The 24,226-nt window shown below is 61.4% G+C and carries 20 protein-coding genes; 6 read left to right on the top strand and 14 right to left on the bottom strand.

Translation table 11 applies throughout. The annotated features are described in order from the left end of the window. Positions 1 to 23 precede the first annotated feature (23 nt). Positions 24 to 1,124: an efflux RND transporter periplasmic adaptor subunit gene (locus AC07W0_RS11340; protein ID WP_017844716.1), complete on the top strand. Its 1,101-nt coding sequence runs from the start codon at positions 24 to 26 to the stop codon at positions 1,122 to 1,124. Between the two features lie 6 nt (positions 1,125 to 1,130). Beyond that, positions 1,131 to 4,202, top strand: coding sequence for an efflux RND transporter permease subunit (locus tag AC07W0_RS11335; RefSeq protein WP_102617369.1), 3,072 nt, complete (start codon positions 1,131 to 1,133; stop codon positions 4,200 to 4,202). Positions 4,203 to 4,327: 125 nt separating this feature from the next. Here AC07W0_RS11335 and AC07W0_RS11330 read toward each other — a convergent pair whose 3' ends face one another. Then, positions 4,328 to 4,783, bottom strand: a complete 456-nt coding sequence (locus tag AC07W0_RS11330; RefSeq protein WP_046490157.1) for an Lrp/AsnC family transcriptional regulator — start codon at positions 4,781 to 4,783, stop codon at positions 4,328 to 4,330. A gap of 406 nt (positions 4,784 to 5,189) precedes the next feature. Between AC07W0_RS11330 and AC07W0_RS11325 the strand changes: the two genes are divergently transcribed. Next, positions 5,190 to 5,807: a LysE family translocator gene (locus tag AC07W0_RS11325; protein WP_082118899.1), complete on the top strand. Its 618-nt coding sequence runs from the start codon at positions 5,190 to 5,192 to the stop codon at positions 5,805 to 5,807. A gap of 703 nt (positions 5,808 to 6,510) precedes the next feature. On the opposite strand, the gene AC07W0_RS11320 is transcribed toward AC07W0_RS11325, so the two are convergent. From AC07W0_RS11320 to plsB, 3 genes are read right to left on the bottom strand one after another with little or no spacing between them, the layout of a single operon-like run. After that, a complete protein-coding gene (locus AC07W0_RS11320) occupies positions 6,511 to 7,200 on the bottom strand; it encodes a DUF4197 domain-containing protein (RefSeq protein WP_017844721.1) in 690 nt (229 codons plus the stop codon). 27 nt (positions 7,201 to 7,227) lie between these two features. Beyond that, entirely contained in the window at positions 7,228 to 7,629 is a 402-nt protein-coding gene (locus tag AC07W0_RS11315; protein ID WP_046384477.1) for a YbaY family lipoprotein, read from the bottom strand. 50 nt (positions 7,630 to 7,679) lie between these two features. Next, positions 7,680 to 10,199, bottom strand: coding sequence for a glycerol-3-phosphate 1-O-acyltransferase PlsB (gene plsB, locus AC07W0_RS11310; protein ID WP_102617370.1), 2,520 nt, complete (start codon positions 10,197 to 10,199; stop codon positions 7,680 to 7,682). Positions 10,200 to 10,379: 180 nt separating this feature from the next. Here plsB and AC07W0_RS11305 point away from each other — a divergent pair, with 180 nt between their 5' ends. Next, positions 10,380 to 10,589, top strand: coding sequence for a cold-shock protein (locus tag AC07W0_RS11305; protein ID WP_017844724.1), 210 nt, complete (start codon positions 10,380 to 10,382; stop codon positions 10,587 to 10,589). An 81-nt stretch (positions 10,590 to 10,670) separates the two neighbouring features. Here AC07W0_RS11305 and AC07W0_RS11300 read toward each other — a convergent pair whose 3' ends face one another. From AC07W0_RS11300 to AC07W0_RS11285, 4 genes are all read right to left on the bottom strand, one after another. Further along, positions 10,671 to 11,048: a hypothetical protein gene (locus AC07W0_RS11300; protein ID WP_046490163.1), complete on the bottom strand. Its 378-nt coding sequence runs from the start codon at positions 11,046 to 11,048 to the stop codon at positions 10,671 to 10,673. 71 nt (positions 11,049 to 11,119) lie between these two features. After that, a complete protein-coding gene (locus AC07W0_RS11295) occupies positions 11,120 to 11,929 on the bottom strand; it encodes a putative RNA methyltransferase (protein ID WP_102617371.1) in 810 nt (269 codons plus the stop codon). Further along, entirely contained in the window at positions 11,929 to 13,080 is a 1,152-nt protein-coding gene (gene dapE, locus AC07W0_RS11290; protein ID WP_017844727.1) for a succinyl-diaminopimelate desuccinylase, read from the bottom strand. Before dapE ends, AC07W0_RS11295 begins: the two co-directional genes overlap by 1 nt. 226 nt (positions 13,081 to 13,306) lie before the next feature. Then, positions 13,307 to 15,898, bottom strand: a complete 2,592-nt coding sequence (locus tag AC07W0_RS11285; protein WP_046384473.1) for a glycosyltransferase — start codon at positions 15,896 to 15,898, stop codon at positions 13,307 to 13,309. Positions 15,899 to 16,116: 218 nt separating this feature from the next. Here AC07W0_RS11285 and tcdA point away from each other — a divergent pair, with 218 nt between their 5' ends. Then, complete coding sequence (gene tcdA, locus AC07W0_RS11280) at positions 16,117 to 16,926, top strand: tRNA cyclic N6-threonylcarbamoyladenosine(37) synthase TcdA (RefSeq protein WP_371918412.1); 810 nt, start codon at positions 16,117 to 16,119, stop codon at positions 16,924 to 16,926. Positions 16,927 to 17,048: 122 nt separating this feature from the next. Here the strand turns inward: tcdA and AC07W0_RS11275 are convergent, their stop codons facing one another. From AC07W0_RS11275 to AC07W0_RS11260, 4 genes are all read right to left on the bottom strand, one after another. Next, positions 17,049 to 17,456, bottom strand: a complete 408-nt coding sequence (locus AC07W0_RS11275; protein ID WP_017844731.1) for a SufE family protein — start codon at positions 17,454 to 17,456, stop codon at positions 17,049 to 17,051. Then, the gene (locus AC07W0_RS11270; protein WP_079442985.1) at positions 17,453 to 18,658 is read right to left on the bottom strand and encodes an aminotransferase class V-fold PLP-dependent enzyme; all 1,206 of its coding nucleotides are present in this window, start codon (positions 18,656 to 18,658) and stop codon (positions 17,453 to 17,455) included. Before AC07W0_RS11270 ends, AC07W0_RS11275 begins: the two co-directional genes overlap by 4 nt. A gap of 64 nt (positions 18,659 to 18,722) precedes the next feature. Further along, positions 18,723 to 19,757, bottom strand: coding sequence for a 2,3,4,5-tetrahydropyridine-2,6-dicarboxylate N-succinyltransferase (gene dapD / locus AC07W0_RS11265; protein WP_017844733.1), 1,035 nt, complete (start codon positions 19,755 to 19,757; stop codon positions 18,723 to 18,725). Positions 19,758 to 19,789: 32 nt separating this feature from the next. Then, on the bottom strand, positions 19,790 to 20,152 hold the full coding sequence (locus AC07W0_RS11260; RefSeq protein WP_026139766.1) for an ArsC family reductase: 363 nt from the start codon (positions 20,150 to 20,152) through the stop codon (positions 19,790 to 19,792). A gap of 212 nt (positions 20,153 to 20,364) precedes the next feature. Between AC07W0_RS11260 and AC07W0_RS11255 the strand changes: the two genes are divergently transcribed. Next, positions 20,365 to 22,008: a Na+/H+ antiporter gene (locus AC07W0_RS11255; protein ID WP_017844735.1), complete on the top strand. Its 1,644-nt coding sequence runs from the start codon at positions 20,365 to 20,367 to the stop codon at positions 22,006 to 22,008. A gap of 196 nt (positions 22,009 to 22,204) precedes the next feature. Here AC07W0_RS11255 and AC07W0_RS11250 read toward each other — a convergent pair whose 3' ends face one another. Together AC07W0_RS11250 and dapC are read right to left on the bottom strand one after the other, a co-directional pair. After that, the gene (locus AC07W0_RS11250; RefSeq protein ID WP_102617373.1) at positions 22,205 to 22,918 is read right to left on the bottom strand and encodes a M12 family metallopeptidase; all 714 of its coding nucleotides are present in this window, start codon (positions 22,916 to 22,918) and stop codon (positions 22,205 to 22,207) included. A gap of 89 nt (positions 22,919 to 23,007) precedes the next feature. Then, positions 23,008 to 24,207, bottom strand: a complete 1,200-nt coding sequence (gene dapC, locus AC07W0_RS11245; RefSeq protein ID WP_046490180.1) for a succinyldiaminopimelate transaminase — start codon at positions 24,205 to 24,207, stop codon at positions 23,008 to 23,010. Positions 24,208 to 24,226 lie beyond the last annotated feature (19 nt).

The following is a 24,226-nucleotide window of genomic DNA, read 5'->3' as shown; positions in this document are numbered from 1 at the left end:
CCATTTGCGAAAGGTCCTTCAGCATGCGCAGCATTCTCCTGCCCCTTGCGTTGCCTGCCAGCCTGGTCTTTCTACTCGCCGCCTGCGGCCATGAAGAATCGCCCCAGACTACCCTCCGCCCGGCCATGGTGGTGCAACCACAGCCTGCAGCGCAGATGATGGACAGTTATCCAGGCGAGGTGCGTGCCCGGTACGAGCCGGACCTGGCCTTTCGCATCGGCGGCAAGGTCAGCAAACGGCTGGTGGAGGAGGGCGAGCGGGTCAAGGCCAATCAACCGCTGGCGGAACTCGACCCTCAGGATGTGCGCCTGCAACTGGAAGCCACCCGCGCCCAGGTGGCCGCCGCCGAGGCCAACCTGCGGCTGGTGCGTGCCGAGCGTGACCGCTACAAGACCCTGATGGATCGTCAGTTGGTCAGCCGTTCCCAGTACGACAATGCTGAAAATCTGTACCGATCAGGTGAGGCGCGCCTCAAGCAGATCAAGGCCGAGTTCGATGTGTCCAGTAACCAGGCCGGTTATGCCGTACTCCGCGCTCCGCAGGACGGCGTGGTTGCCAAGCGCGCGGTGGAAGTCGGCCAGGTGGTGTCCGCCGGCCAGACCGTGTTCACCCTGGCCACCGATGGCGAGCGTGAAGTGCTGATCAGCCTGCCCGAGCAAGGTTTCGGCCGGTTCAAGATCGGCCAGCCGGTGTCGGTCGAGTTATGGAGCCAGCCGGGCCAGCGATTTGCCGGACGTATTCGCGAACTGTCGCCCGCAGCCGATCCGAAATCGCGCACCTTCGCTGCGCGCATCGCCTTCACCGGCGGCAAGGTTCCGGCCGAGCTGGGCCAGAGCGCCCGCGTTTTCATACAGGCAGACGGTGTTATTCCTCTGTCGGTGCCGCTGTCAGCCTTGAGCGCGGAGAACGGCGTGTCCTACGTCTGGCGCGTGCAGCCGGATGACACCCTTGTGCGTACCCCGGTGCGTATCGGCGCCTTTGGCGAAAAAACCGTACCCGTGCTCGAAGGCTTGAGCCCTACCGACTGGGTGATTGCCGCCGGCGTTCATGTGCTCCATGAGGGGCAGCAAGTGCGCCCGGTGGATCGCTCCAACCGGGTGGTGAATCTGGCGGTCAAGGAGTAGTCCCCGATGGGTTTCAATCTTTCCGAATGGGCGTTGCGTAATCGCCAGATCGTACTGTTCCTGATGATCCTGCTGGCGGTGGTCGGCACTTTGTCCTACACCAAGCTTGGGCAAAGCGAAGACCCGCCGTTCACCTTCAAGGCCATGGTGATCAAGACCAATTGGCCCGGTGCCACGGCCCAGGACGTGTCGCGCCAGGTCACCGAACGCATCGAGAAAAAGCTCATGGAGACCGGTGAGTACGAGCGCATTGTGTCTTTCTCGCGCCCCGGCGAATCCCAGGTCACCTTCATCGCCCGCGATGCCATGCGCTCGGCGCAGATTCCCGAGCTGTGGTACCAGGTGCGCAAGAAGATCAGCGATATTCGCCAGACCTTGCCGCCGGATATCCAGGGACCGTTTTTCAACGATGAATTCGGCACCACCTTCGGTAATATCTACGCCCTGACCGGCGACGGCTTTGACTATGCCGTGCTCAAGGACTACGCCGACCGCATCCAGATTCAACTGCAGCGCGTGCCGGATGTGGGCAAGGTCGAACTGCTCGGCCTGCAGGATGAGAAGATCTGGATCGAGCTGTCCAACCTCAAACTCGCCACGCTCGGCTTACCGCTGGCCGCTGTTCAACAAGCGCTGCAGGAGCAGAACGCGGTCTCCACTGCCGGCTTCTTTGAAACCCCGACTGAGCGCGTGCAACTGCGGGTGTCGGGTAACTTCAAGAGTGTGGAAGAGATTCGCAGCTTCCCGATTCGTGTAGGCGACCGAACCTTCCGTATTGGCGATGTGGCCGACATCCACCGTGGCTTCAATGATCCGCCGGCGCCGCGCATGCGCTTTATGGGCGAAGACGCGATCGGTCTGGCCGTCGCCATGCACGAGGGCGGCGACATTCTGGTGTTGGGCAAAGCCCTCGAAGGCGAGTTCGCACGCCTGCAGAAGAACCTTCCGGCGGGCATGCAACTGCGCAAGGTGTCGGACCAACCGGCGGCGGTGAAAACCGGTGTCGGAGAATTCGTCCGGGTGTTGGCCGAGGCGCTGGGCATTGTCTTGCTGGTGAGTTTTTTCTCCCTCGGTATACGCACTGGCATGGTCGTGGCCCTGGCGATTCCTCTGGTGCTGGCGATGACCTTTGCCTGCATGTACTACCTCGGCATCGGCTTGCATAAGATCTCCCTCGGCGCGCTGGTGCTGGCCCTGGGCTTGCTGGTGGATGACGCGATCATCGCCGTGGAAATGATGGCGATCAAAATGGAGCAGGGGTACGACCGCCTTAAAGCGGCCAGTTTTGCCTGGACCAGTACCGCGTTCCCGATGCTGACCGGTACGCTGATCACGGCGGCCGGCTTCCTGCCGATTGCCACCGCGCAGTCGAGTACCGGTGAATACACCCGTTCGATCTTCCAGGTAGTGACCATCGCGTTGCTCGCCTCGTGGGTTGCGGCCGTGGTGTTCGTGCCGTACCTGGGCGAAAAACTCCTGCCGGACTTGGCGAAAATTCATGCGGCTAAACACGGCGCTGACGGTCCCGATCCCTACGGCACACCGTTCTACCGGCGTGTCAGACGTTTGCTGGAGTGGTGTGTCAGTCGGCGCAAGACCGTGATCGTGCTGACGCTGCTGCTGTTTGTCGGCTCGGTCGCACTGTTTCGTTTTGTGCCGCAACAGTTCTTCCCGGCTTCCGGCCGCCTGGAGTTGATGGTCGACCTGAAACTCGCCGAGGGCGCGTCCCTTAGCAACACCGCTGGCCAGGTCAAGCGCCTGGAAGCCCTGCTCAAGGAACACGCTGGCATCGACAACTACGTGGCCTATGTCGGCACCGGTTCGCCGCGCTTCTATCTGCCCCTCGACCAGCAACTGCCGGCCGCCAGCTTTGCGCAGTTCGTGGTGTTGGCCAAGTCCATCGAAGAGCGCGAAAGCCTGCGCATCTGGTTGATCGAAACCCTCAACGAGCAGTTCCCCGACCTGCGTTCACGGGTCACACGCCTGGAAAACGGCCCGCCCGTGGGTTACCCGGTGCAGTTTCGCGTGACCGGCGAGCATATCGACGAAGTCCGTGCCCTGGCGCGCAAAGTGGCGGCCAAGGTGCGCGAAAATACCCACGTAGCTAACGTGCATCTGGACTGGGAGGAACCGAGCAAGATCGTCTACCTCAATATCGACCAGGACCGTGCGCGCGCCCTCGGTGTGAGTACCGCCAACCTGTCGAAATTCCTGCAGAGTTCTCTGACCGGCGCCAGCGTCAGCCAGTACCGGGAAGACAACGAGTTGATCGAAATCCTCCTGCGCGGCACTGTCCATGAGCGCACTGAACTGTCGCTGCTGCCGAGCCTGGCCGTGCCGACCGACAACGGCAAAAGCGTCGCGCTGTCGCAGATCGCCACCCTCGAATACGGTTTCGAGGAAGGCATCATCTGGCACCGTAACCGCCTGCCCACCGTAACCGTGCGCGCCGACATCTACGGCAAGGAACAACCGGCGACCCTGGTTCAGCAGATCCTGCCGACCCTCGAAGGCGTGCGTGCCGAACTGCCGGACGGCTACCTGCTGGACGTCGGCGGTACCGTCGAGGACTCGGCCCGCGGGCAGAATTCGGTCAAGGCCGGTGTGCCGCTGTTTATCGTGGTGGTGCTGACGCTGCTGATGCTGCAACTGCGCAGCTTCTCACGCACGGTAATGGTATTTCTCACGGCGCCCCTGGGGCTGATCGGGGTCACGCTGTTCCTGCTGGTGTTCCGCCAACCCTTCGGCTTCGTGGCCATGCTCGGCACCATCGCCCTGTCAGGAATGATCATGCGCAACTCGGTGATTCTGGTGGACCAGATCGAACAGGACATCAAGGCAGGGCTGGCGCCGTGGCAGGCGATTATCGAAGCCACTGTCCGACGCTTCCGGCCGATTGTTCTCACAGCCCTCGCGGCGGTACTCGCGATGATCCCGCTGTCACGCAGTGTGTTCTTCGGGCCGATGGCAGTGGCGATCATGGGCGGGTTGATTGTGGCGACGGCATTGACGTTGCTGTTCCTGCCCGCGCTTTATGCTGCATGGTTTCGTGTCAGGAAAACGGGTGACCAAGAGTAAGGAGAACAGGCGTATGTATATAAGTGCCTACGCCTGATGCGCGCTGAAGAAAGTGTAAGGTGAGTGGGGAATGCCTGAAGCCGCGACAGCGGCTAATAGCGCCTGGATATCTCCCACAGGACTAATCAGAGGGCCGGCAGTTTCTTCTCGACGGTTTTTATAATCGATGTATTAGTGTCGGCCAGGGGTGCGATCTTTTGAAGGGTCAGGTCCAGGTGGGCAACTGAGTCGATATAAAGATGGCAGACAAAACTGTCGTCCCCGGTGATTTTGTAGCACACCACACATTCAGCCATTTGCGCGAGCAACTGTTCAACCTGTTGGAATTTTCCAGTCAGGGGTTTAACCCTGACCAGCGCTTGCAATGCAAAGCCCAGGGCCTGGGCGTCCAACTCGACGCTGAACCCGCTGATGACCCCCGACCCTTCCAGACGCTTGAGGCGTTCGCTGCAGCCGGGGGCCGATAACCCCACCTGTCGGCCGAGGGCGCGAATAGACGCGCGGGCGTTCTGGTGGAGGGCGACAATCAGCGCGCGATCAATAGGGTCAAGTGTCTGGTCGCCCTTTGTAAGCTTTTTCATTAGATGGACCTTACGAATTTTGATGAAAACGCGTGAAAATCTTACATACCATACACGGATAAAAAAAGAATAGACCTTTTCAAGGTGCCCACCTATTGTTTGACCCGCGGGCCCTGCAATATTGCGCCGCTCACTTAACGCTGTGTTGTGATGTTTCTATTGAAACTTTATCTATATTTTCGAGGGCGCGAGATGAACTACATACTTGATGCAAGCTCGCTTGCAATCACTTCACAATAATAACTTCTCTGCCGAAAAAGTATTTTCGCTGCGTCATGAGTTTGCCCGACATAAGAGGATCCAATGGCGTGATCGACTTTATGAAAAACCACAGAACCGTCTACTACTGCCATGAACACGGGCTGCCTCGCTAAGCCGTCACGAATGTTCTTCAAGGGGGAAGCGTATGCCCGACATTGCACTGTCCGTTTACCAGGCGGTATTTACCTTCGCCGTCGCCGCCATCGCGCTGCTTGCCAGTCCAGGCCCGGCGACCCTGGCGCTGGCGGCGAGTGGGGCTGCTTATGGCATGAGGCGTTCAACTCGGTTTTTCGTGGGGATCACGTTGGGCCTGGTGATCGCGATGGCATTGGTTGCTTCCGGCCTCTATGTGGTTCTGCACAGTTTTCCGATGCTGGCGACGGCGCTGACGGTCATCTCCATTGTTTATATTGTGTGGCTGGCCTACCAGATTGCTACCGCGCCGCCCATCAGGGATGAGCAGTCCGTGATCACGCCGGGCTGGGGCGCCGGGTTTGTGCTGGGTGTGGCGAATATCAAGGCCTATGCCGCATTCGCCGCGTTGCTGGGCAGTTTCACCCTGGGCGCCGCACCTGCCTGGGAGCAAGGTGCGAAAGCCTTGATCTGTCTGCTGGTGTGTGTGGTATTCGACGTTCTGTGGCTCTTTGCCGGCAGTCGAATGCGCAAGTTATTCATCCACCCCACTTGGAGCCGACGACTTAACGTAAGCTTCGCGATTTTGATGGTCGCGACGGTTGCCTGGTCAATCACGCTGACGCAATAGCGCTTTCGCTGGGAAGACCATTGAATAGTTCCGCCCGAGGATAGTTTTCATGTTTGGGGCCGTGTCTGCACTGCTGTTGACCCTGGCGCGGACTGCTTCTGCGGGTGGTACTTCTTCTGGCTGACGGTGATGAATCCCAATGGCCTGCTGACTGTTTCGTTTATTGCGCCGATCAACGCATTTGCCACGCTGCTACTGAGGCGCCTGGCCGATTCTATTTTCAACTGACGCGAGGCAGTATTTCACACGCAGGACGGAACCATTTTTGCCCTTGCTTCCACACAGGATTAGTCGACCGAGCGGTTCCCGCGTATGAGATGCGGGGCAGTGAGTTGGCGCTAATCTGAATAGGAAGGAGTGTGTATGCTTTTACTACCTTTGCTGGCGTTACCGATGCAAGTCGCGGGCTCGATGCTTGGGCTGGGAAATATGTTTGGACAGAATCAGCCAAACGCCAATCGCGATATCAATATTAATATCAACAACGATAGCCATAACTTCAATGCGTCGTCGTCCAGCTCTCATCACTCACACATGTCTCACGGTGGCGCCCGACGAGCGTCGCACATCCACTATTGAGCCTACTCATCGACGCTGCCGGGTGTGAGCGTGCGGCGCCTGGTTCGGGGGCCTGATAGACGGTTCGGCGAAAAAAAGGCCCTGACGATGTCAGGGCCTTTTTTTCAGCTCAGGTCGCGTGGCGTTACAGCGCGCCAAACACCTTCTTTGCCAGACTGGTCGCCGCTGCCGCCGGGTTTTTGCGAATGGTCTCTTCCTGCTGCGCAATCATCTTGAACAAACCATCCAGCGCTTGTTCGGTTACATAGTTTTCGACGTTGGCACTTTTGGCATCGACCGCGCCAAACGCCGCGGCCTTGCCGGCCAGGGCGTTGTACTGCTGCGCCACGCCGACCTTGTCGGTGGCGGCCTTGACGATCGGCAGGAACTTGGCGCGGATGGCTTCGCGGCTGCTTTTGTTCAGGTACTGGGTGGCCGAATCCTGGCCGCCGGTGAGAATGCCCTTGGCATCGCTCACGCTCATGTTTTTCACCGCGTTGACCAGGATTGGCTGGGCCTGGGTCACGGCGGTTTCGGCGGCTTTGTTCATGCTGGTTTCCAGCTGCTCGACCTGGTCACCCATGCCGAACATCTTCAGCTTGTCGGCGACTTTGCCCAGTTTTCCCGGCAGGCCGATCTTGACGTCGGGGTTGTTGCTGAAACCACCCGGTACACCCAGTTGTTTCACGGCGATCTGTGCGCCTTGGGTCAATGCATCTTTGAGGCCGCCGGCGGCGTCGCCCTGGGACAGGCTGCCAAGATCCAGGGCCATGGCGTTGGCACCGAGCAGCAGGCCGGCGCACAGGGCGGTGAGACGAAGGGAATTACGGAGCATGGGCGCTTCCTTATGATCTGCAAATAATCAGTGTGCGACCGCATCAACCCGCAGGCGCAGCGGTTGAACGTCTTGGCCATTGAGTTGCACAGGGTGCCGCTCGGTGGTGATGAACAGTAGCTTGCCCTCCACTTCGATGCGAGCGCTGACCGAGTAACTGTGGCCTGGCTTGACCTGGGCCGGGTCATAGCTCAAGTGGAACGGCAATGGCACCTGGCCTTTGACCGGGCCTTTCTGTTCGGCCAGGGTCACGGCCGGCGCGTCCATCAGCGATACGTCCTGCAGGCTGACGCTCAAGATGGCTGTCGGCGGCAGCGCGATGCGTTGCAGGTAGAACACTTCGCCATCGAGGCTGGCCTTGGGCGCGGGATTCATGGAATGGCAGGCGCCGAGCAGGGCGGTCAGGCCCAGGAGGATGATCTTTTTCATGGTGCAGCTCCTTTTCAACGGCGCCGTAACCCGGCGACGCCTTATTCAATCTAGCGGCTTTCTTCCGGTTTGCGGGCTTCGGCTTCGACCGGCGCTTCGGCCGCGCCGTCGACGCGGTGCAGGGCAACCTGGCGGATCGACAGGCGAATCTCAGCCGGCAGCACCCGTTTCGCCGCGCCTTCAGCCAGTTCGCCGAGCAGGTTGTGATAGCTCAACTTACCGGCTTCGTCGCGGCGCAGCACATCTTGCTCCAGCAACGTCTGAATAAAATGTCGGAAAAGGCTCTTGTCGAAGAACTCCGGGGCATTGAGGCCATGCAGGATCGATAGGCGCTGGGCCATGATCGTACACAGGTCTTCCAGCTCTTCGGCGCTGATGCTGTTCTGGCCGCTGTTGAGCAGCAGCGAAATCGCCATGTAGAAGCGTTGCAGGGTCTGGGCGATGCTCTTGGACAGCAGTGTCAGCAGCACAAAGTGCCGCGAACTCGGCGCCGGGCGCAGGTACACGTTGTTCTCGAAACGCAGCAGGCCTTGTTCGACAAACGCCTCCAGCCACTGGTCGATCACCGTGTCCAGTTCCTCCAGCGACCAGCGGATAAACAGCTCTGACTGCAGGTATGGGTACAGCGCACGGGTGTAGCGCAGAATCTGCTCGTGGCTCATCCGCGAGCTGCTCTGGAAGAAGCTCGCCAGCAGCGCCGGCAAGGCAAAGATATGCAGCACGTTGTTGCGGTAGTAGGTCATCAGGACGGCGTTCTGCTCGTCCAGGTACAGAATCTTGCCGAGGGCATCGCTCTGCTCCGACAGCAGGTTCATGTCCTTGACGTGCTTGATCAACGCCATGCCATCCCCTTCGGGCAGGGTGGTATGCGGCGAGTAGGGCACCCGGCGCAGCAGCGCCAGGTACAGGTCCAACTGGCGGGCCATGGCCTGTTCGTCCAGGGCCAGGCGCGTGGTCGACAGCAGCGCCAGGGCCACCAGGTTCACCGGGTTGATCGCCGCCGCTTCGTTCAAATGGCGCGCCACCCGCTCGCCGAGGCGGTTGGTGGTTTGGTTGAGCCACGCCGGTTTGTAGTGCGGGCCCAGTTCCTGGGCGCGCCAGCCCGGTTGTTCGGCGTCGAGGAATTGCGCCAGTTTGATCGGTTCGCCGAAGTTGACCGCGACCTGGCCAAAGCGCTGCTTGAGCGCACCGATCACCTTGAAAATATCGAAAATCGACTCTTTTTTCTTGCTCGCGCCGCGCAGCTCACCGAGGTAGGTACGGCCTTCGAGCACACGCTCGTAACCGATATACACCGGCACGAACACGATCGGCATGCGCGAGGAGCGCAGGAAGCTGCGCAACGTGATCGCCAGCATGCCGGTTTTCGGTTGCAGCATGCGCCCGGTGCGCGAGCGTCCGCCTTCGACGAAGTACTCCACCGGGAAACCCTTGGTGAACAGGGTGTGCAGGTATTCGTTGAACACCGAGGTGTACAGCGGGTTGCCCTTGAAGGTGCGGCGCATGAAAAACGCACCGCCGCGGCGCAGCAGGCTGCCGATCACCGGCATGTTCAGGTTGATGCCGGCGGCGATGTGCGGTGGGGTCAGGCCGTTTTTGAACAGCAGGTAGGACAGCAGCAGGTAGTCGATATGGCTGCGGTGGCAGGGGACGTAGATCACCTCGTAACCCTGGGCAACCTGTTGCACACCCTCGATGTTATTGACCTTGATGCCGTCGTAGATCTTGTTCCAGAACCAGCTCAGCACCACTTCCAGGAAGCGGATCGCGGTGTAGGTGTAGTCCGAGGCGATTTCGTTGCCGTAGCGCAGGGCCAGGGCCTTGGCTTTTTCCGGGCTGATCTTCTCGCGTTCGGCTTCATCAAGGATGGCCTGGCGTACCAGCGGCATATTCACCAAGCCCTTCACCAGGTTGCGGCGGTGGGACAGGTCGGGGCCGATCACTGCGGTTTTCAGGTTGCGAAAGTGTACGCGCAGGATGCGTTGGGCCATGCGAACGGTGCGTTCGTGGCCTTTATTGTGCTCGATCAATTCACGCAGGTTGATAGGCGCGGAGAATTGTACGCGGGTCTTGCGCCCCAGGATCAGGATGCTCAGCAGCCGGCGCAGGCGCCCGGTGACGGCCCAGCTGTCGGCGAACAGCAGTTTCCATGGGCTGGACTCGCTGTCGGGCGACTGCCCCCAGAACACGCTGACCGGAATGATTTGTGCATTCTCTTGTGCGTGTGCGCTGAGGGTATTGACCAGGCGGGTCAGGGTCGGCGGCGCGCCGCGTTTGTCCTGGCGGCCGAGCCAGTCCGGTTCTGGCGTGAGGTAGAAGAACGCCGCGGGTTCCAGCAACGGCCCGACCGCTACCGGCAGCACCGGGCGCGGCAGGCCGGCCTTGGTGCACTCGGTATCGACCACGGCCAATTCGGTGAGGGAGGGTGATTGCAGGACGTAGAACACCGGCCGGCTGCGGTCGAGGTTAAGGGTAAGGGACGACTGGTTGATCGTCTCTGAGCGAACCCAGAGGTACAACAGTCGGCGCAAGGTGCCAAACACCAGACGGCGGAACGGGGAGCGGGTCATAGGCGAGCTGCTTCAAGTGGAAAAAACCGAGCAGGTGCTCGGGTGGGTAGTGTGCCGTATTCACCGAAAATCGGCAAAAAAGCAGCGATGTAAAGTTGGGTTGATCGTTTTTGAGCCTGTCTTATACTCGGCAGTTCAACGCGACCGACTCGACAATAACAATCATGTGGGAGTGAACAGATGACAACGCGCGAAACCGGTAATGTGAAGTGGTTCAACGATGCCAAGGGATATGGCTTTATTCAGCGTGAAGACGGCAAGGATGTGTTCGTACACTACCGCGCCATCCGCGGTGAAGGGCACCGTTCCCTGGCCGAAGGCCAGCAGGTGGAATACGCCGTGGTGAGCGGCGAGAAGGGCTTGCAGGCAGAGGATGTGGTGGGTTTGTAATGCGGGTTTTTGTTACACCGTAGAACCCATGTGGGAGGGGGCAAGCCCCCTCCCACATTTGATTGGGTTCGCAATTGCGGATCAGGTGGTTTTCCAGGTGATCTGTTCTTCACCGTCTTCGCTGATGCGAATCCAGGTGTCGGCGCTTTCCTCGCCTTCTTCCTCAACCCAGCTGCCCGGTGCGCAACGCACTTCGACGTTCAGCGCGGCAAAGGCGGCGCGGGCGCAGGCGATGTCGTCTTCCCACGGGGTCTGATCGCTTTCCAGGTACAGGCTGTTCCATTTGCCTACCGCCTTGGGCAACCAAGTGACAGGCACGTCGCCGGCCGTGCACTTGTAGGTCTGGCCGCGCTGGACCCAGGCGGTGCAAGGGCCAAGGGCGGCGCCCAGCCAGGCGGCGATGGCCTTGTGGTCGACGTCGGCGTCCTTCAGGTAAATCTCGATATCAGGTTGGCGCATGGATGTTCCTCGTTGCGGGATTCGAAAATCCATTCGCGGATTCAGGGTGGGCGGAGTGCCCGAAAAGTCGGTTATTGAAGCACGAAATAATCGTAGCGCATTGATACGCTGACCCGCAGCGGCTCGGCATGCTCGATCACCTCGGTGCGGCGCTCGGCGCTGGCGCGCCAGCCGTGAGGGGTCATGGCCAGCAGGTTGGCACGGTCTTTCGGGTCCGCCAGGCTCAGCGTGAACTCGAGGGTTTCGCTGTGCGCAAGGCTCATGCCGTCCGGCACCAGGGCCAGGTGTTTGTCGTCGGTGTACTCGCGCACTTCGTCGTACAGGCGCTCGCGCAGCTCCATCAGGTGACCGCGGGTCGGGCCGACTTTCATCAAGCCGCCGCCGGGGCTGAGCAGGCGTTTGGCCTCTTGCCAGTCCAACGGGCTGAACACGCTGGCGAGAAACTGGCAGCTGGCATCGGCCAACGGTACGCGGGCCATGCTGGCGATCAACCAGGTCAGCGCCGGGTTGCGCTTGCACGCACGCTTGACCGCTTCCTTGGAGATATCCAGGGCATAGCCATCGGCGTGGGGCAGGGCGTCGGCGATTTGTGCGGTGTAGTAACCCTCGCCACAACCGATGTCCACCCAGCGCTGCGGTGCTTGTTGCGCGGCCAGTTGCGCTAGGCGCTTGGCCACCGGGGCGTAGTGGCCGGCGTTGAGGAAGTCGCGGCGCGCCTCGACCATGGCGAGGTTGTCGCCCGGGTCGCGGCTGTTTTTGTGCTGCACCGGCAACAGGTTCAGGTAACCCTGGCGCGCGCGGTCGAAACGGTGTCCGACCGGGCACGCCACGCCATTGTCCACCACGTGGAGCGGTGCGCTGCAAATGGGACAGGCCAGCATCAGGCGAGCAACTTGATCAGGGTCTGGTAGTAGATCTCGGTCAGCACGTCGAGGTCGCTGGCCAGAATGCGCTCGTTGACCTGATGGATCGTCGCGTTGACCGGGCCCAACTCGACCACCTGGGTGCCGAGGGTTGCGATGAAGCGCCCGTCGGACGTACCGCCGCTGGTGGACGCCTGGGTCTCGCGACCGGTGACCGCCTTGATGCTGGCGGACACCGCATCGAGCAAGGCCCCCGGTTCGGTGAGGAACGGCAGGCCGGACAGCGCCCAGTCTACGTGCCAGTCCAGGGCGTGTTTGTCGAGGATCGCGGCAACGCGCTGTTGCAGGCCTTCCACGGTGGATTCGGTAGAGAAGCGGAAGTTGAACACCGCTGTCAGGTCACCGGGGATCACGTTGGTCGCGCCGGTGCCGGCGTTGAGGTTGGAGATCTGGAAGCTGGTCGGCGGGAAGAAGGTGTTGCCGTCGTCCCAATGCTCGGCGGCGAGTTCCGCCAGTGCCGGGGCAGCCAGGTGGATCGGGTTCTTGGCCAGGTGCGGGTAGGCCACGTGACCTTGCACGCCGCGCACGGTCAGGGTGGCGCCGAGGGAGCCGCGACGGCCGTTCTTGACCACATCGCCGACCAGGCTGGTGCTGGATGGTTCGCCGACGATGCACCAGTCCAGACGCTCCTTGCGCGCGGCCAGGCGTTCGATCACGGCCTTGGTGCCGTGGTGCGCCGGGCCTTCTTCATCGCTGGTGATCAGAAAGGCCACCGAGCCCTTGTGGTCCGGGTAGTCCTGCACGAAGCGCTCCGACGCCACCAGCATCGCCGCCAGGCTGCCTTTCATGTCCGCCGCGCCGCGGCCGCAGAGCATGCCGTGGTCGTCGATCAGCGCGTCGAACGGATCGTTCTGCCAGGCCTGCACCGGCCCGGTCGGGACCACGTCGGTGTGGCCTGCAAAGCACAGCACCGGGCCGTCGTGCTTGCCGTGGGTGGCCCAGAAGTTATCTACGTTTTCGATACGCATCGGCTCAAGCTGGAAACCGGCGTCGCCCAGGCGCTGCATCATCAGCTTCTGGCAATCGGCGTCGATCGGCGTCACCGAGGGACGGCGGATCAGGTCGATGGCAAGTTGAAGGGTCGGCGAAAGGTCGGCATGAGCCGTCATGGGAAACTCCGGAAATCGAGGCGGCGACGTTCTAATTGACTGTAGGAGCGAGCTTGCTCGCGAAAAACGCAAGAGCACCGCGTTCATTCAAGATGTTCGCGTGATCGTTGACGATTTTCGCGAGCAAGCTCGCTCCTACAGTGATATGTGCAAGGCTTACAAAACGGCCGTTATCTTATAGCAAAACGGCGGCCAGAGGCCGCCGTTTAGTGCATTGCACACGTTTTTACAGCGCGGTGGCCGGCTCTGCCTTCGGCGCCGGTTTCGGCAGCGACGACAGGAACGCCATGATCAACGCCGCCACATACGGCAGCGACTGCACCAGCAGCATCACCACCCAGAAGCGCATGTCGGCGCTCGGCAGGCCCTGCACCAGGTAGATCCCCAGCGCCGCGCCCCACAACAGCAGCATGATGAACATCTCTTCGCGGGCTTCGGAAATCGCTACCCAGAAGCCGTGGTTATCCGCGTTTTTCGGTGTGCGAAAGAACGGAATGCTGGTGGTGAAGAAGCCATACAGCACCGCTTTGGCGATGGTGTGGGACAACGCCAGGCCGGCCAGCGCCGCACAGAACGCATCCTTGAGGTTAACCCCCACGGCACGACGGTACAGGAAGATGATCTTGCCCACCTTGAACACGAACAACGCCAACGGCGGGATCGCGAAAATCAGCAACGGCGGGTCGACCCGGGTCGGCACGATGATCATCGCCGCCGACCACAACAGCGCGCCGACGGTGAAGAAGATGTTCATGCCATCCGCCACCCACGGCAACCAGCCCGCGAGGAAGTGGTAGCGCTGGCCACGGGTCAGCTCGGTGTCCTTGCCGCGCAGCAGGCTGGCGGTGTGACGCTTGATGATCTGGATCGCGCCATAGGCCCAGCGGAAACGCTGTTTCTTGAAGTCGATGAAGGTGTCGGGCATCAGGCCCTTGCCGTAGCTTTCGTGGTAATACGCGGCCGACAGGCCTTTCTCGAACACGCGCAGGCCGAGTTCGGCGTCTTCGCAGATGCACCAGTCGGCCCAGCCCAGCTCTTCGAGCACCGAGCGACGGGTCATGGTCATGGTGCCGTGCTGGATGATCGCGTCGCGGTCGTTGCGGGTGACCATGCCGATATGGAAGAAGCCTTTGTATTCGGCGTAGCAGAGCTTCTTGAAGGTGCTTTCGTTCTGGTCGCGATAATCCTGCGGCGACTGCACTACGGCGATTTTCGGGTCGGCGAAGTGCGGCACCATGTGCTTGAGCCAGTTCGGCGACACGCAGTAGTCCGAGTCGATCACCGCGATCACTTCGGCATCCTTGGCGGTGTGGGGGATCAGGTAGTTCAACGCGCCGCCCTTGAAACCGGCCAGGGGCGCGACGTGGAAGAACTTGAAGCGCGGGCCCAGGGTTGCGCAGTAGTCGCGCACCGGTTCCCACACCGCCGGGTCCTTGGTGTTGTTGTCGATGATCAGGACTTCGTAGTCCGGGTAGTCGAGGGCGGCCAGGGCATCGAGGGTCTGTTTGACCATCTCTGGCGGCTCGTTGTAGCACGGCACATGGATCGACACTTTCGGGCGGTAGTCCGAGTCCCCCACGACCGGCAGGAATTCACGCCGACGCTTGTGGGTCCAGACCGCTTCCGCCAGTTCATGGGCTTCGGCCAGCAGCACGATAAACACGCCCAGGGCGCCGAGCGCCAGGAGGAAGCCGACCGTCAGGCTGAACCAGGTGCTGTATTGCTGGCTGTAGTCGTAGCCGATCCACACCAGCACCGAACCGCACAGGAACGCGATAAAGGTCAGGAAGGTCCGGCCGCGTTGGCGCAGGGCCGAGCCGTCGATCATCAGCAGGGTCAATGACAGCAGTGCAAGCACCACCGAACCGATGGCCAGCACGCGCCATTGCGGGATCGCGACCACCGGTCCTTCGAAGTTGAATTTCTGCTGACGCGCGGCGTTGTACACGCCCCAGTAGGCGCCGACCGAGCCTTCGTCGCTGGCTTTCCACGGTTGGTCGAAGGCCTCGATCACGAAGTAGTTGAAGCCCTGGCGGTTCAGCTTGTTCACCAGCGTGCGCAGGTAAATTGCCTGGTCGGCGGGAGACGCATCAGCACCGCCACGCATGCGGCCGTTGCTCGGCCAGCCGACTTCCGACAGCAGCAGCGGCTTTTTCGGGAAGGTCTTCTTCAGATCCCGTGCGCGGTCGAGTACGAATTGGCCCGCCTGGTCCACCGGAATATGTTCCCAGTACGGCAGGATGTGCGCGGCGATCAAGTCGACGTGCTTGGCCAGTTGTGGGTTGTGCTCCCAGATGTGCCATTGCTCGGAGGTGGTCACCGGCACCTTGACGGCCGCGCGCACGCGATCCAGCAACACGATCAGTGCTTCGGGGGTGATCTCTTTACGGAACAACGCTTCGTTGCCGACCACCACGCGCACGACGCTGCGCGAGCTGTTGGCGATCTCGATGGCGCGCTGGATCTCGCGTTCGTTGCGTTCCAGGTCCGGGCTGATCCAGATCCCCAGGGTGACGCGCAGGCCGAACTCTTCCGCCAGCTTGGGGATGTCTTCCAGAGTGCCGTCGACCGAGTAGGTCCGGATGTTGTCCGTCAACTTGCTCATGATCTCCAGATCGCGACGCATCTGGTCGTCGGTTGGGTACTGGTCCTTCTGTGGGTACTGGCCTTGTTGAAACGGCGAGTAGGAAAAACCGGAGATCTGTTCAGGCCAGTTGGGGGCAGTGACCGGGCGGTTGATCAGCGCCCAGAAGCCGGTGAACAGCGCGGCAATTGCCAGCACCACCACCAGGTTGAGTCCAAATTTACGCGATGACATGGCTATTTCGGGTTCCAAAAGGTGTGGAACGAAAAGAGGTGTCGGCCTACGCCGAACGGCGCGCATCCTACACCGGCCCTTCCCTGAGCGTACAGCAGACTGAGAAAAGCCGGACGTTAGTCCGCGAATCTCCAGCTAAGTTCTTTACGTGTATCGCGAAGTTTCGAACTTGTCCTGGCAAAGCCCTATAATGCGCGCCGGTTTTTGGGGTAATGGTCATGAGTACAGAAGATCCGCGGTTTGCAGGCGTCGCCCGCTTGTATGGCATTGAAGGCCTGGAGCGCTTGAAAGCGGCCCATGTGGCGATCGTCGGCGTCGGCGGCGTAGGCTCATGGGCGGCGGAAGCCATCGCCCGTTGTGGGGTGGGCGAGATCTCGTTGTTTGATTTGGATGATGTCTGCGTCAGCAACAGCAACCGTCAGTTGCATGCCCTCGACAGCACCGTGGGCAAACCCAAGGTCGAGGTGATGGCTGAGCGCCTGCGCGGCATCAACCCGGACTGCACGGTGCATGCCGTGGCGGATTTCGTGACCCGCGAGACCATGGCCGAGTACATCACCCCCAACATCGACTGCGTGATCGACTGCATCGACGCCGTCAACGCCAAGGCGGCACTGATCGCCTGGTGCAAGCGCCGCAAGATCCAGATCATCACCACTGGCGGCGCTGGCGGGCAGATCGACCCGACGTTGATCCAGGTCTGCGATCTGAACCGCACCTTCAACGATCCGCTGGCCTCGAAAGTGCGCTCCACCCTGCGCCGTGACTATGGCTTCTCGCGCACGATGACCCGCCATTACAGCGTGCCGTGTGTGTTTTCCACCGAGCAACTGCGCTATCCGAAGCCGGACGGCAGCATCTGCTTGCAGAAGAGTTTTGTCGGCGACGGCGTGAAGCTGGACTGCGCCGGCGGGTTTGGCGCGGTGATGATGGTCACTGCAACCTTCGGCATGGTGGCGGCGACCAAGGCGGTGGACAAGATCGTGGCCGGGGTGCGCCGGCCTTCCGATCGGGTCAAACCTTCTTGAATCTCAAGGCCTTGCACCATTCAAATGTGGGAGGGGGTTTGCTCCCGATAGCAGAGTGCCTGTCACTGAATACATTGACTGAACCACCGCTATCGGGGGCAAGCCCCCTCCCACATTGGGTTTTATGTACGGCTTAGTTCGCGCATGCGCTGCAGCACGGCGTTCAGGCCATTGCTGCGCGACGGCGACAACTGGCGGGACAGCCCCAGTTGATTGAACCAGTCCGGCAAGTCGACCGCCTGCAACTCGGCGGCCGACAGCCCGTTGACCCGCGCCAGCAGCAACGCCACCAGCCCGCGGATCATGCGCGCTTCGCTGCTGGCGGCGAACTGCCAGTGGCCGTCGGATAACCGCCCGACCAGCCATACCAGGCTCTCGCAGCCCTGCACCAGATTGGCCTCGACCTTGTCTTCGTCCGCCAGTGGCGGCAGCCGTTCGCCCCATTGCATCAGCAGGCGCGCGCGTTGCTCCCAGCTGCCCACCGCCTGAAACGACTCAAGAGCGCCGACAGCCTCGGCCGGCAGGCTCATCGCAGCATATCCAGGGCCTGGTCCAGCGCTTCGAAGAATCGCTCCAGATCATCGGAATTGTTGTACAGCGCCAGGGACACGCGAATCGCTCCCGACAAGTGCATCGCCTTGAGCAGCGGCATTGCGCAATGATGGCCGGCGCGCACGGCAATGCCCTGTTCGGTCAGCAAGTGCGCAAGATCGGCGTTATGCACGCCTTCCACCACAAAACTGACCAACGCCACCTGCGGCGCGCCCAGTACGCGCACGCCATTGCGCGCTTTCAGCCCGCGCAACAGGTACTCGTGCAGGGCGGCTTCGTGGGCGATGAGCGCCGGTTGATCCAGTGAATTGAGGTAATCCAGGCTGGCGCCCAGGCCGATCACGCTGGCAATCGGTGGGGTGCCGGCCTCGAACCCCAGCGGCGCGGGGCGGAAGCTGGCGCTGTGGTAATCGGCCTGTTGCACCATTTCGCCGCCGAATTGCCAGTGGCGCAGCTGTTGCAGGGCTTGGGTGCGGCCGTACAGCACGCCGACGCCGTCCGGGCCGTAGAGTTTGTGGCTGGAAAATACGTAGAAGTCGCAGCCCAGGGCTTGTACGTCGTGGCGGCCATGGACGATGCCCTGGGCGCCATCGACCACGGTCAGCGCGCCCTCGGCCTTGGCCATGGCCAGCAAGGGTTCCAGCGGCTGCCAGGTGCCCAGCACGTTGGACAGTTGGCTCACCGCCAGCAGGCGCGTGCGCGGGCCGATCAGCGTGGCGGCGGCCTGAAGGTCGATCATACCGTCGTCGCCAACCGGCAGGATCACCAGTTCCAGCGCGCGACGTTTGGCCAGTTGCTGCCAGGGCAGCAGGTTGGCGTGGTGTTCCAGGGCGCTGATGACTAGTTCATCGCCCGCATTGAATAAGTGCTCGAGGCCGTAGGCCAAGAGGTTCAGCGCCGACGTCGCGCCATGAGTGAAGACGATGTGCCCGCTGTCTCCTGCATTCAACCACTGCGCGACCTTGTTGCGACTGTCCTCGAAAGCCTGGGTCGCGTGGGCGCCCGGCAAATGCTGGGCACGGTGAACGTTGGCGGCGCCATTGGCGTAGTAATGGCTGATCGCGTCCAACAGGGCTTGGGGTTTTTGCGCGGTGGCGGCGCTGTCCAGATAGGTCTGGTCTTGCCGTTGCAGAGCGGCGATGGCCGGAAAGTCGACGCGCCAGGGAGAGGGCACAAGCATGGTGTTCAATACTCGTATAAACGGGCCCCAGGATCGGGGCCCGCGAGTGGCATCGAGTCGCTGCTTAGTTGTGAGCGTGCAGCGCTTCGTTCAGTTCGATGGCCGACTTGTGGGTTTTGCACTCCACGGCACCGGTCTCGGAGTTACGGCGGAACAGCAGGTCCGGCTGGCCGGCCAGCTCGCGCGCCTTGACCACTTTAACCAGCTGGTTGCGCTCGTCGAGCAGGGCAACCTTGGTCCCGGCGGTGACATACAGGCCCGATTCCACGGTGTTGCGGTCGCCCAGCGGGATACCGATACCGGCGTTGGCGCCGATCAGGCAGCCTTCGCCGACTTTGATCACGATGTTGCCGCCACCCGACAAGGTGCCCATGGTGGAGCAACCGCCGCCCAGGTCCGAACCCTTGCCGACAAATACGCCGGCCGACACACGGCCTTCGATCATGCCCGGGCCTTCGGTGCCGGCGTTGAAGTTGACGAAACCTTCGTGCATCACGGTGGTGCCTTCGCCCACGTAGGCGCCCAGGCGGATACGCGCGGCGTCAGCGATACGCACGCCGCTGGGTACGACGTAATCGGTCATTTTCGGGAACTTGTCCACCGAGAACACTTCCAGCAGCTCGCCACGCAGGCGCGCTTCGAGTTGGCGTTCGGCCAGCTCATTGATGTCGATCGCGCCCTGGCTGGTCCAGGCCACGTTCGGCAGTTGCGCGAATACACCGGCCAGGCTCAGGCCGTGGGGCTTGACCAGGCGGTGGGACAGCAGGTGCAGCTTGAGGTAGGCCTCAGGCGTGGAAGTCAGTGCGGCGTCTTCGGCCAGCAGGGTGGCGACCAGCGGGGTATGGCTTTCAGCCAGGCGGGTCAGCAGGGCTGCCTGGGTCGCGTCGACGCCTTTGAGCGCGTCAGCCAGTTGCAGGGCTTGGGCGACGGAGAAGGTGATCGCCTGGTTGCCTTCGCTGTAACCGAGGATCGGCGCGATGGCGGCGACGACTTCCGCCGACGGGTTGAGTACGGGTTGTGCGTAAAACACTTCCAGCCAAGCACCTTGGCGGTTCTGAGTGCCGACGCCGAAGCCCAGGCTGAACAGGGAATTGGACATGCTGTTACCTCTACAAAAATGGGATGGCCAGCCTACTTGAGGGCTGCCGAATAAGTATCTGGCTTGAAGCCAATCAGGGTTCTGTCTCCGAGATCAAGCACCGGGCGCTTGATCATCGAGGGTTGTGCGAGCATCAATTCAATGGCTTTCGACTGATCGAGATCGGCTTTGCGTTCGTCTTCGAGTTTGCGAAAGGTGGTGCCCGCACGGTTCAAAACCACCTGCCAACCGTGCTCGTTGCACCATTGGGTCAAGTGTTCGCGGTCGATACCGACGGTTTTGTAGTCATGGAACTCGTAGCTCACGCCGTGCTCGTCGAGCCAGGTGCGGGCTTTTTTCATGGTGTCGCAGGCTTTGATGCCGAAAAGGTGCAAGGTTTTACTTGATACGGTCAAGGAATTGCCCCCCTTTGGACCAATGAAGATGAAAGGTCTGGGATTATGCCACGACCAGCGGGTTTGGGTGCCGCTCGTCTCTAGCGTGGATTGCCCCGTGCGACTATTGTGCGAAAGCCATCGCACAGCATAGGCAGCTAATATGGCACTTCAATGGTGAGTTGTTGCCTGATGTGTGTCGTTGCAAGTCGATTGTCCGGGAAAACCGCGTTATGCAAACCGCCTACACCGTTCTTATCTTGCTGATGCTGGTCAGCGTTTCGCGTCTGGTCTGGCGAGTCATCCCACTGCCGTTACCGCTGGTGCAGATTGTCGCCGGGGCCTTGCTGGCCTGGCCCACGTTGGGGCTGCATGTCGCGCTGGACCCGGAGTTGTTTCTGTTTCTGTTCCTGCCGCCGCTGTTGTTCTCCGATGGCTGGCGCATGCCCAAGCGCGAACTGTGGCGCCTGCGCGGGCCGATTCTGACGTTGGCAGTGGGGCTGGTGCTGTTCACCGTGGTCGGCGCTGGCTACTTCATTCATTGGTTGTTGCCTTCGATTCCATTGCCGGTGGCCTTTGCCCTGGCGGCGGTGTTGTCGCCGACGGACGCCGTGGCGGTGTCGGCCATTTCCCAGAACCGTTTACCCACGCCGTTGATGCATATGCTCCAGGGCGAAGCCTTGATGAACGATGCCTCGGGCCTGGTGACCTTCAAGTTCGCCCTGGTGGCAGCCTTGACCGGGGTGTTTTCCCTGGCGGATGCCAGCCTGACCTTTGTACTGGTGGCCATCGGCGGTCTGGCGGTCGGGATCGCGTTGAGCTGGCTGGTGGGGCGCTTGCGTGTCTGGATGATTGCGCGAGGCTGGGACGACCCGGCCACCCATGTTGTGTTCATGTTGCTGCTGCCGTTCGCCGCCTATGTTCTGGCCGAACGCCTGGGCGCATCGGGGATTCTTTCGGCCGTGGCGGCGGGCATGATGCAAAGCTGGCTGGACCTGCTGCCCCGCCAGACCAGCACGCGCTTGCTCAATCGCAGTGTGTGGTCGCTGCTGGAGTTTGCCTTCAATGGCTTGATCTTCCTGCTGTTGGGGCTGCAACTGCCGGACATCATCAAGGCGGTGGTGAGTCATGAAACCACGCTGTGGCCGACCCTGCTGTATCGCTGCCTGGACGTGGTCGCGATCTTCCTGGTGTTGTTGGTATTACGCTTCATCTGGGTGCAAAGCATCTGGCGTCTGTCGGGCGTGCTCCGGCGCCTGCGTGGGAAAAGCGAGCTTACCCTGGTGCCGACGGCGCGTTCCTGCTGGCTGTTGACCGTGGGCGGTGTGCGCGGGGCGGTGACGTTGGCCGGTGTGATGTCGGTGCCCTTGCTGCTGGCGCCGGGCAAGGCGTTCCCGGAACGCGATCTGCTGATCTTTATCGCGGCCGGGGTGATCCTGCTGTCGCTCGTCGCTGCCTGTATTGCGTTGCCGCTGCTGCTGCGCGGCATTGAAAAAAGCCCCGATGAAAAACACCACAATGAAGTGCGCGAGGCGTGGAAAAAGACTGCCGTGGCGGCGATCCATGCGCTTGAGGTCGAAGAACCCACCGAGAGCCCTCCCGCGGACGCCGCCCAGGCCGCACTGGCTACCGAGCTGAAGGCGCGACTGATGTCGGAATACCGGCATCAGTTGGACGTCTTCAACGACTCCGCCGAAGCCCAGGCGCTGGCGTCGCAGATGGACCAACTGGAGCGAAAGCTACGGCTCAAGGCGCTGCGGGCGCAGCGCTTGGAGTTGTATAGCCTGAGCCGTCATCACCGGATTGGGGATGACGTGTTGAGGGAGGTGTTGGACGATCTGGACATGAGTGAGGCGAACCTGGGGTCGCCGAAGTAGGCAATTGGGGGCCGCCGTGCCGCCGGCGCTGAGTGTGTGGTGCCTTAAACGGTGCAGTCTGAGTCGGCATCACGAAAGCGTGGATGACGGATCACGGCGGGCATGGGGACGAGACACTGGTTGATTCGTGCCAATTGCAGGAAAGTTCCCGGCGGTGTTGAGTGAATACGTGAGCCGATGTTTACCCCTGGGCCCGCTACGTCGGGTTGACCGGGGGGTACAGCATTCTGATCGTTCGCTTGTCGCCTGCGGAAAGGGTTGTGTTTTTAGGAATGGCCTGGCCGTTGCGCCTCAATGCTGCCGGAATTTCATAATGCATCACGGACTGTGGATCGTATGGGGTGATCTGCAGGCCGGGCCGGTTGTCTGGCTCAAGGATATGCTCGCGTACCATGGCTTCGTTGAAAGAGTCGCTGGTGTAGTAGTCATACACTTGGGGGCTGTCCCAATCCAGGCTGTTCTGCGGGTGTTGGTGCTCGTGCAATAACCCGAGGGCGTGGCCGAATTCGTGCAGGGCCGTACTGCGCAACTTCTTCGAGTCGTCGGTCCGGTTGAGGTGCATCGTGGGTTGATCTTCATCGATGCGCTTGGCCTCTGTGCCAATGGCGGACCAATTGCCCATGAGCCCTTCATCGTCAGAAATACGAATATCGCCCGTCTTGCCTTCGACGATATTGAAGCGCAGGGCCGGCGTGTGGTGGGCCCATTCGCGGATAGCGTCCACCACCAGCGCTTTGCTTTTTTCGCTGCTCAGGTCGAGCGCAACGGTGACCACGCCGGCCGGCCAGCGCTTGTCGCTGTCGGCGATGCCTCTTTTGGTTCGCCCGGCGGATTCGGGAGGGGAGGTGCGGTTATCCGGGAGCGGCTCATAAGCGGGGGGAGGGGCGAGCGACGGGGTGATTAGGCTCATAGGCATTACTCGTAGGAAGTTTGCCTATTGGTGGTGAGCGAGTGAACAAGGTTCCCGCACTGTGCGACACAGTGCGGGATGTGGCGAGGTTACTTCCTGCGTTGAATGAAATCGCGAATGCGCTCAGCCGCTTCCACGCACTCCGCCAGTGGTGCAACCAATGCCATGCGAACGCGCCCGGCGCCTGGGTTGACGCCGTCCACCTCCCGCGACAGGTACGAGCCGGGTACTACGGTCACGTGTTCTTGCACAAACAGATCGCGACAGAAGGCGGCATCGTCACCCTCTACATTCGGCCACAGGTAGAAACCACCATCGGGGGCTTGTACGTCCAGCACCGGCTTGAGGATCGCCAGCACGGCGTCGAATTTTTCCCGATACAGGTCGCGGTTGGCCTGGACGTGGGCTTCGTCCTGCCAGGCGGCGATGCTTGCCAGTTGGGTTTGCACGGGCATCGCGCAGCCGTGGTAGGTGCGGTACAGCAGGAAGGCCTTGAGGATGTCGGCGTCGCCGGCCACGAAGCCGGAACGCAGGCCCGGTAGGTTGGAGCGCTTGGACAGGCTGTGGAACACCACGCAGCGTTTGAAGTCCTGGCGGCCGAGTTCGACGCAGGCGCTCAACAGGCCCGGCGGCGGGCTTTGTTCGTCGAAGTACAGCTCGCTGTAGCACTCGTCGGCGGCAATCACGAAGTCGTATTCGTCGGCCAGGGCGATGAGCTTTTTCAGGGTGTCGACCGGGATCAGCGCGCCGGTCGGGTTGCCGGGGGAGCACAGGAACAGGATCTGGCAGCGCTTCCAGACGTCTGGCGACACGGCGTCGAAATCCGGGTTGAAGCCATTGGCGTCCAGGCACGGCAGGTAGTGCGGCTTGGCGCCGGCCAGGAACGCCGCGCCTTCATAGATCTGGTAGAACGGGTTCGGGCTTACCACCAGCGCGTCGTCACTGCGATTGACCACGGCTTGGGTGAAGGCGAACAGTGCCTCGCGGGTGCCGTTGACCGGCAGGATGTTACGCGCCGGGTCCAGCCAGCCCTTGGGTACATTGAAGCGGCGTTCGCACCAGGCCGCGATGGCTTCGCGCAGCGCCGCAATGCCCAGGGTGGTCGGGTACACCGCCATCTGGTCGAGGTTATTGCTCAACGCCTCGGCGACGAAGGTCGGCGATTTATGCTTGGGCTCGCCGATGGACAGCGCGATCGGACGTTTGTCCGGGTTCGGCGTGACGCTGCCGAGCAGGGCGCGCAGTTTTTCGAACGGGTAGGGCTGCAACTGGTTCAGGGCGTTGTTCATCGGTGGATCTCGTGCAAGG

Source organism: Pseudomonas sp. GW704-F2, assembly GCF_059423025.1.
This window is presented reverse-complemented; position numbering and strand designations above follow the sequence as displayed.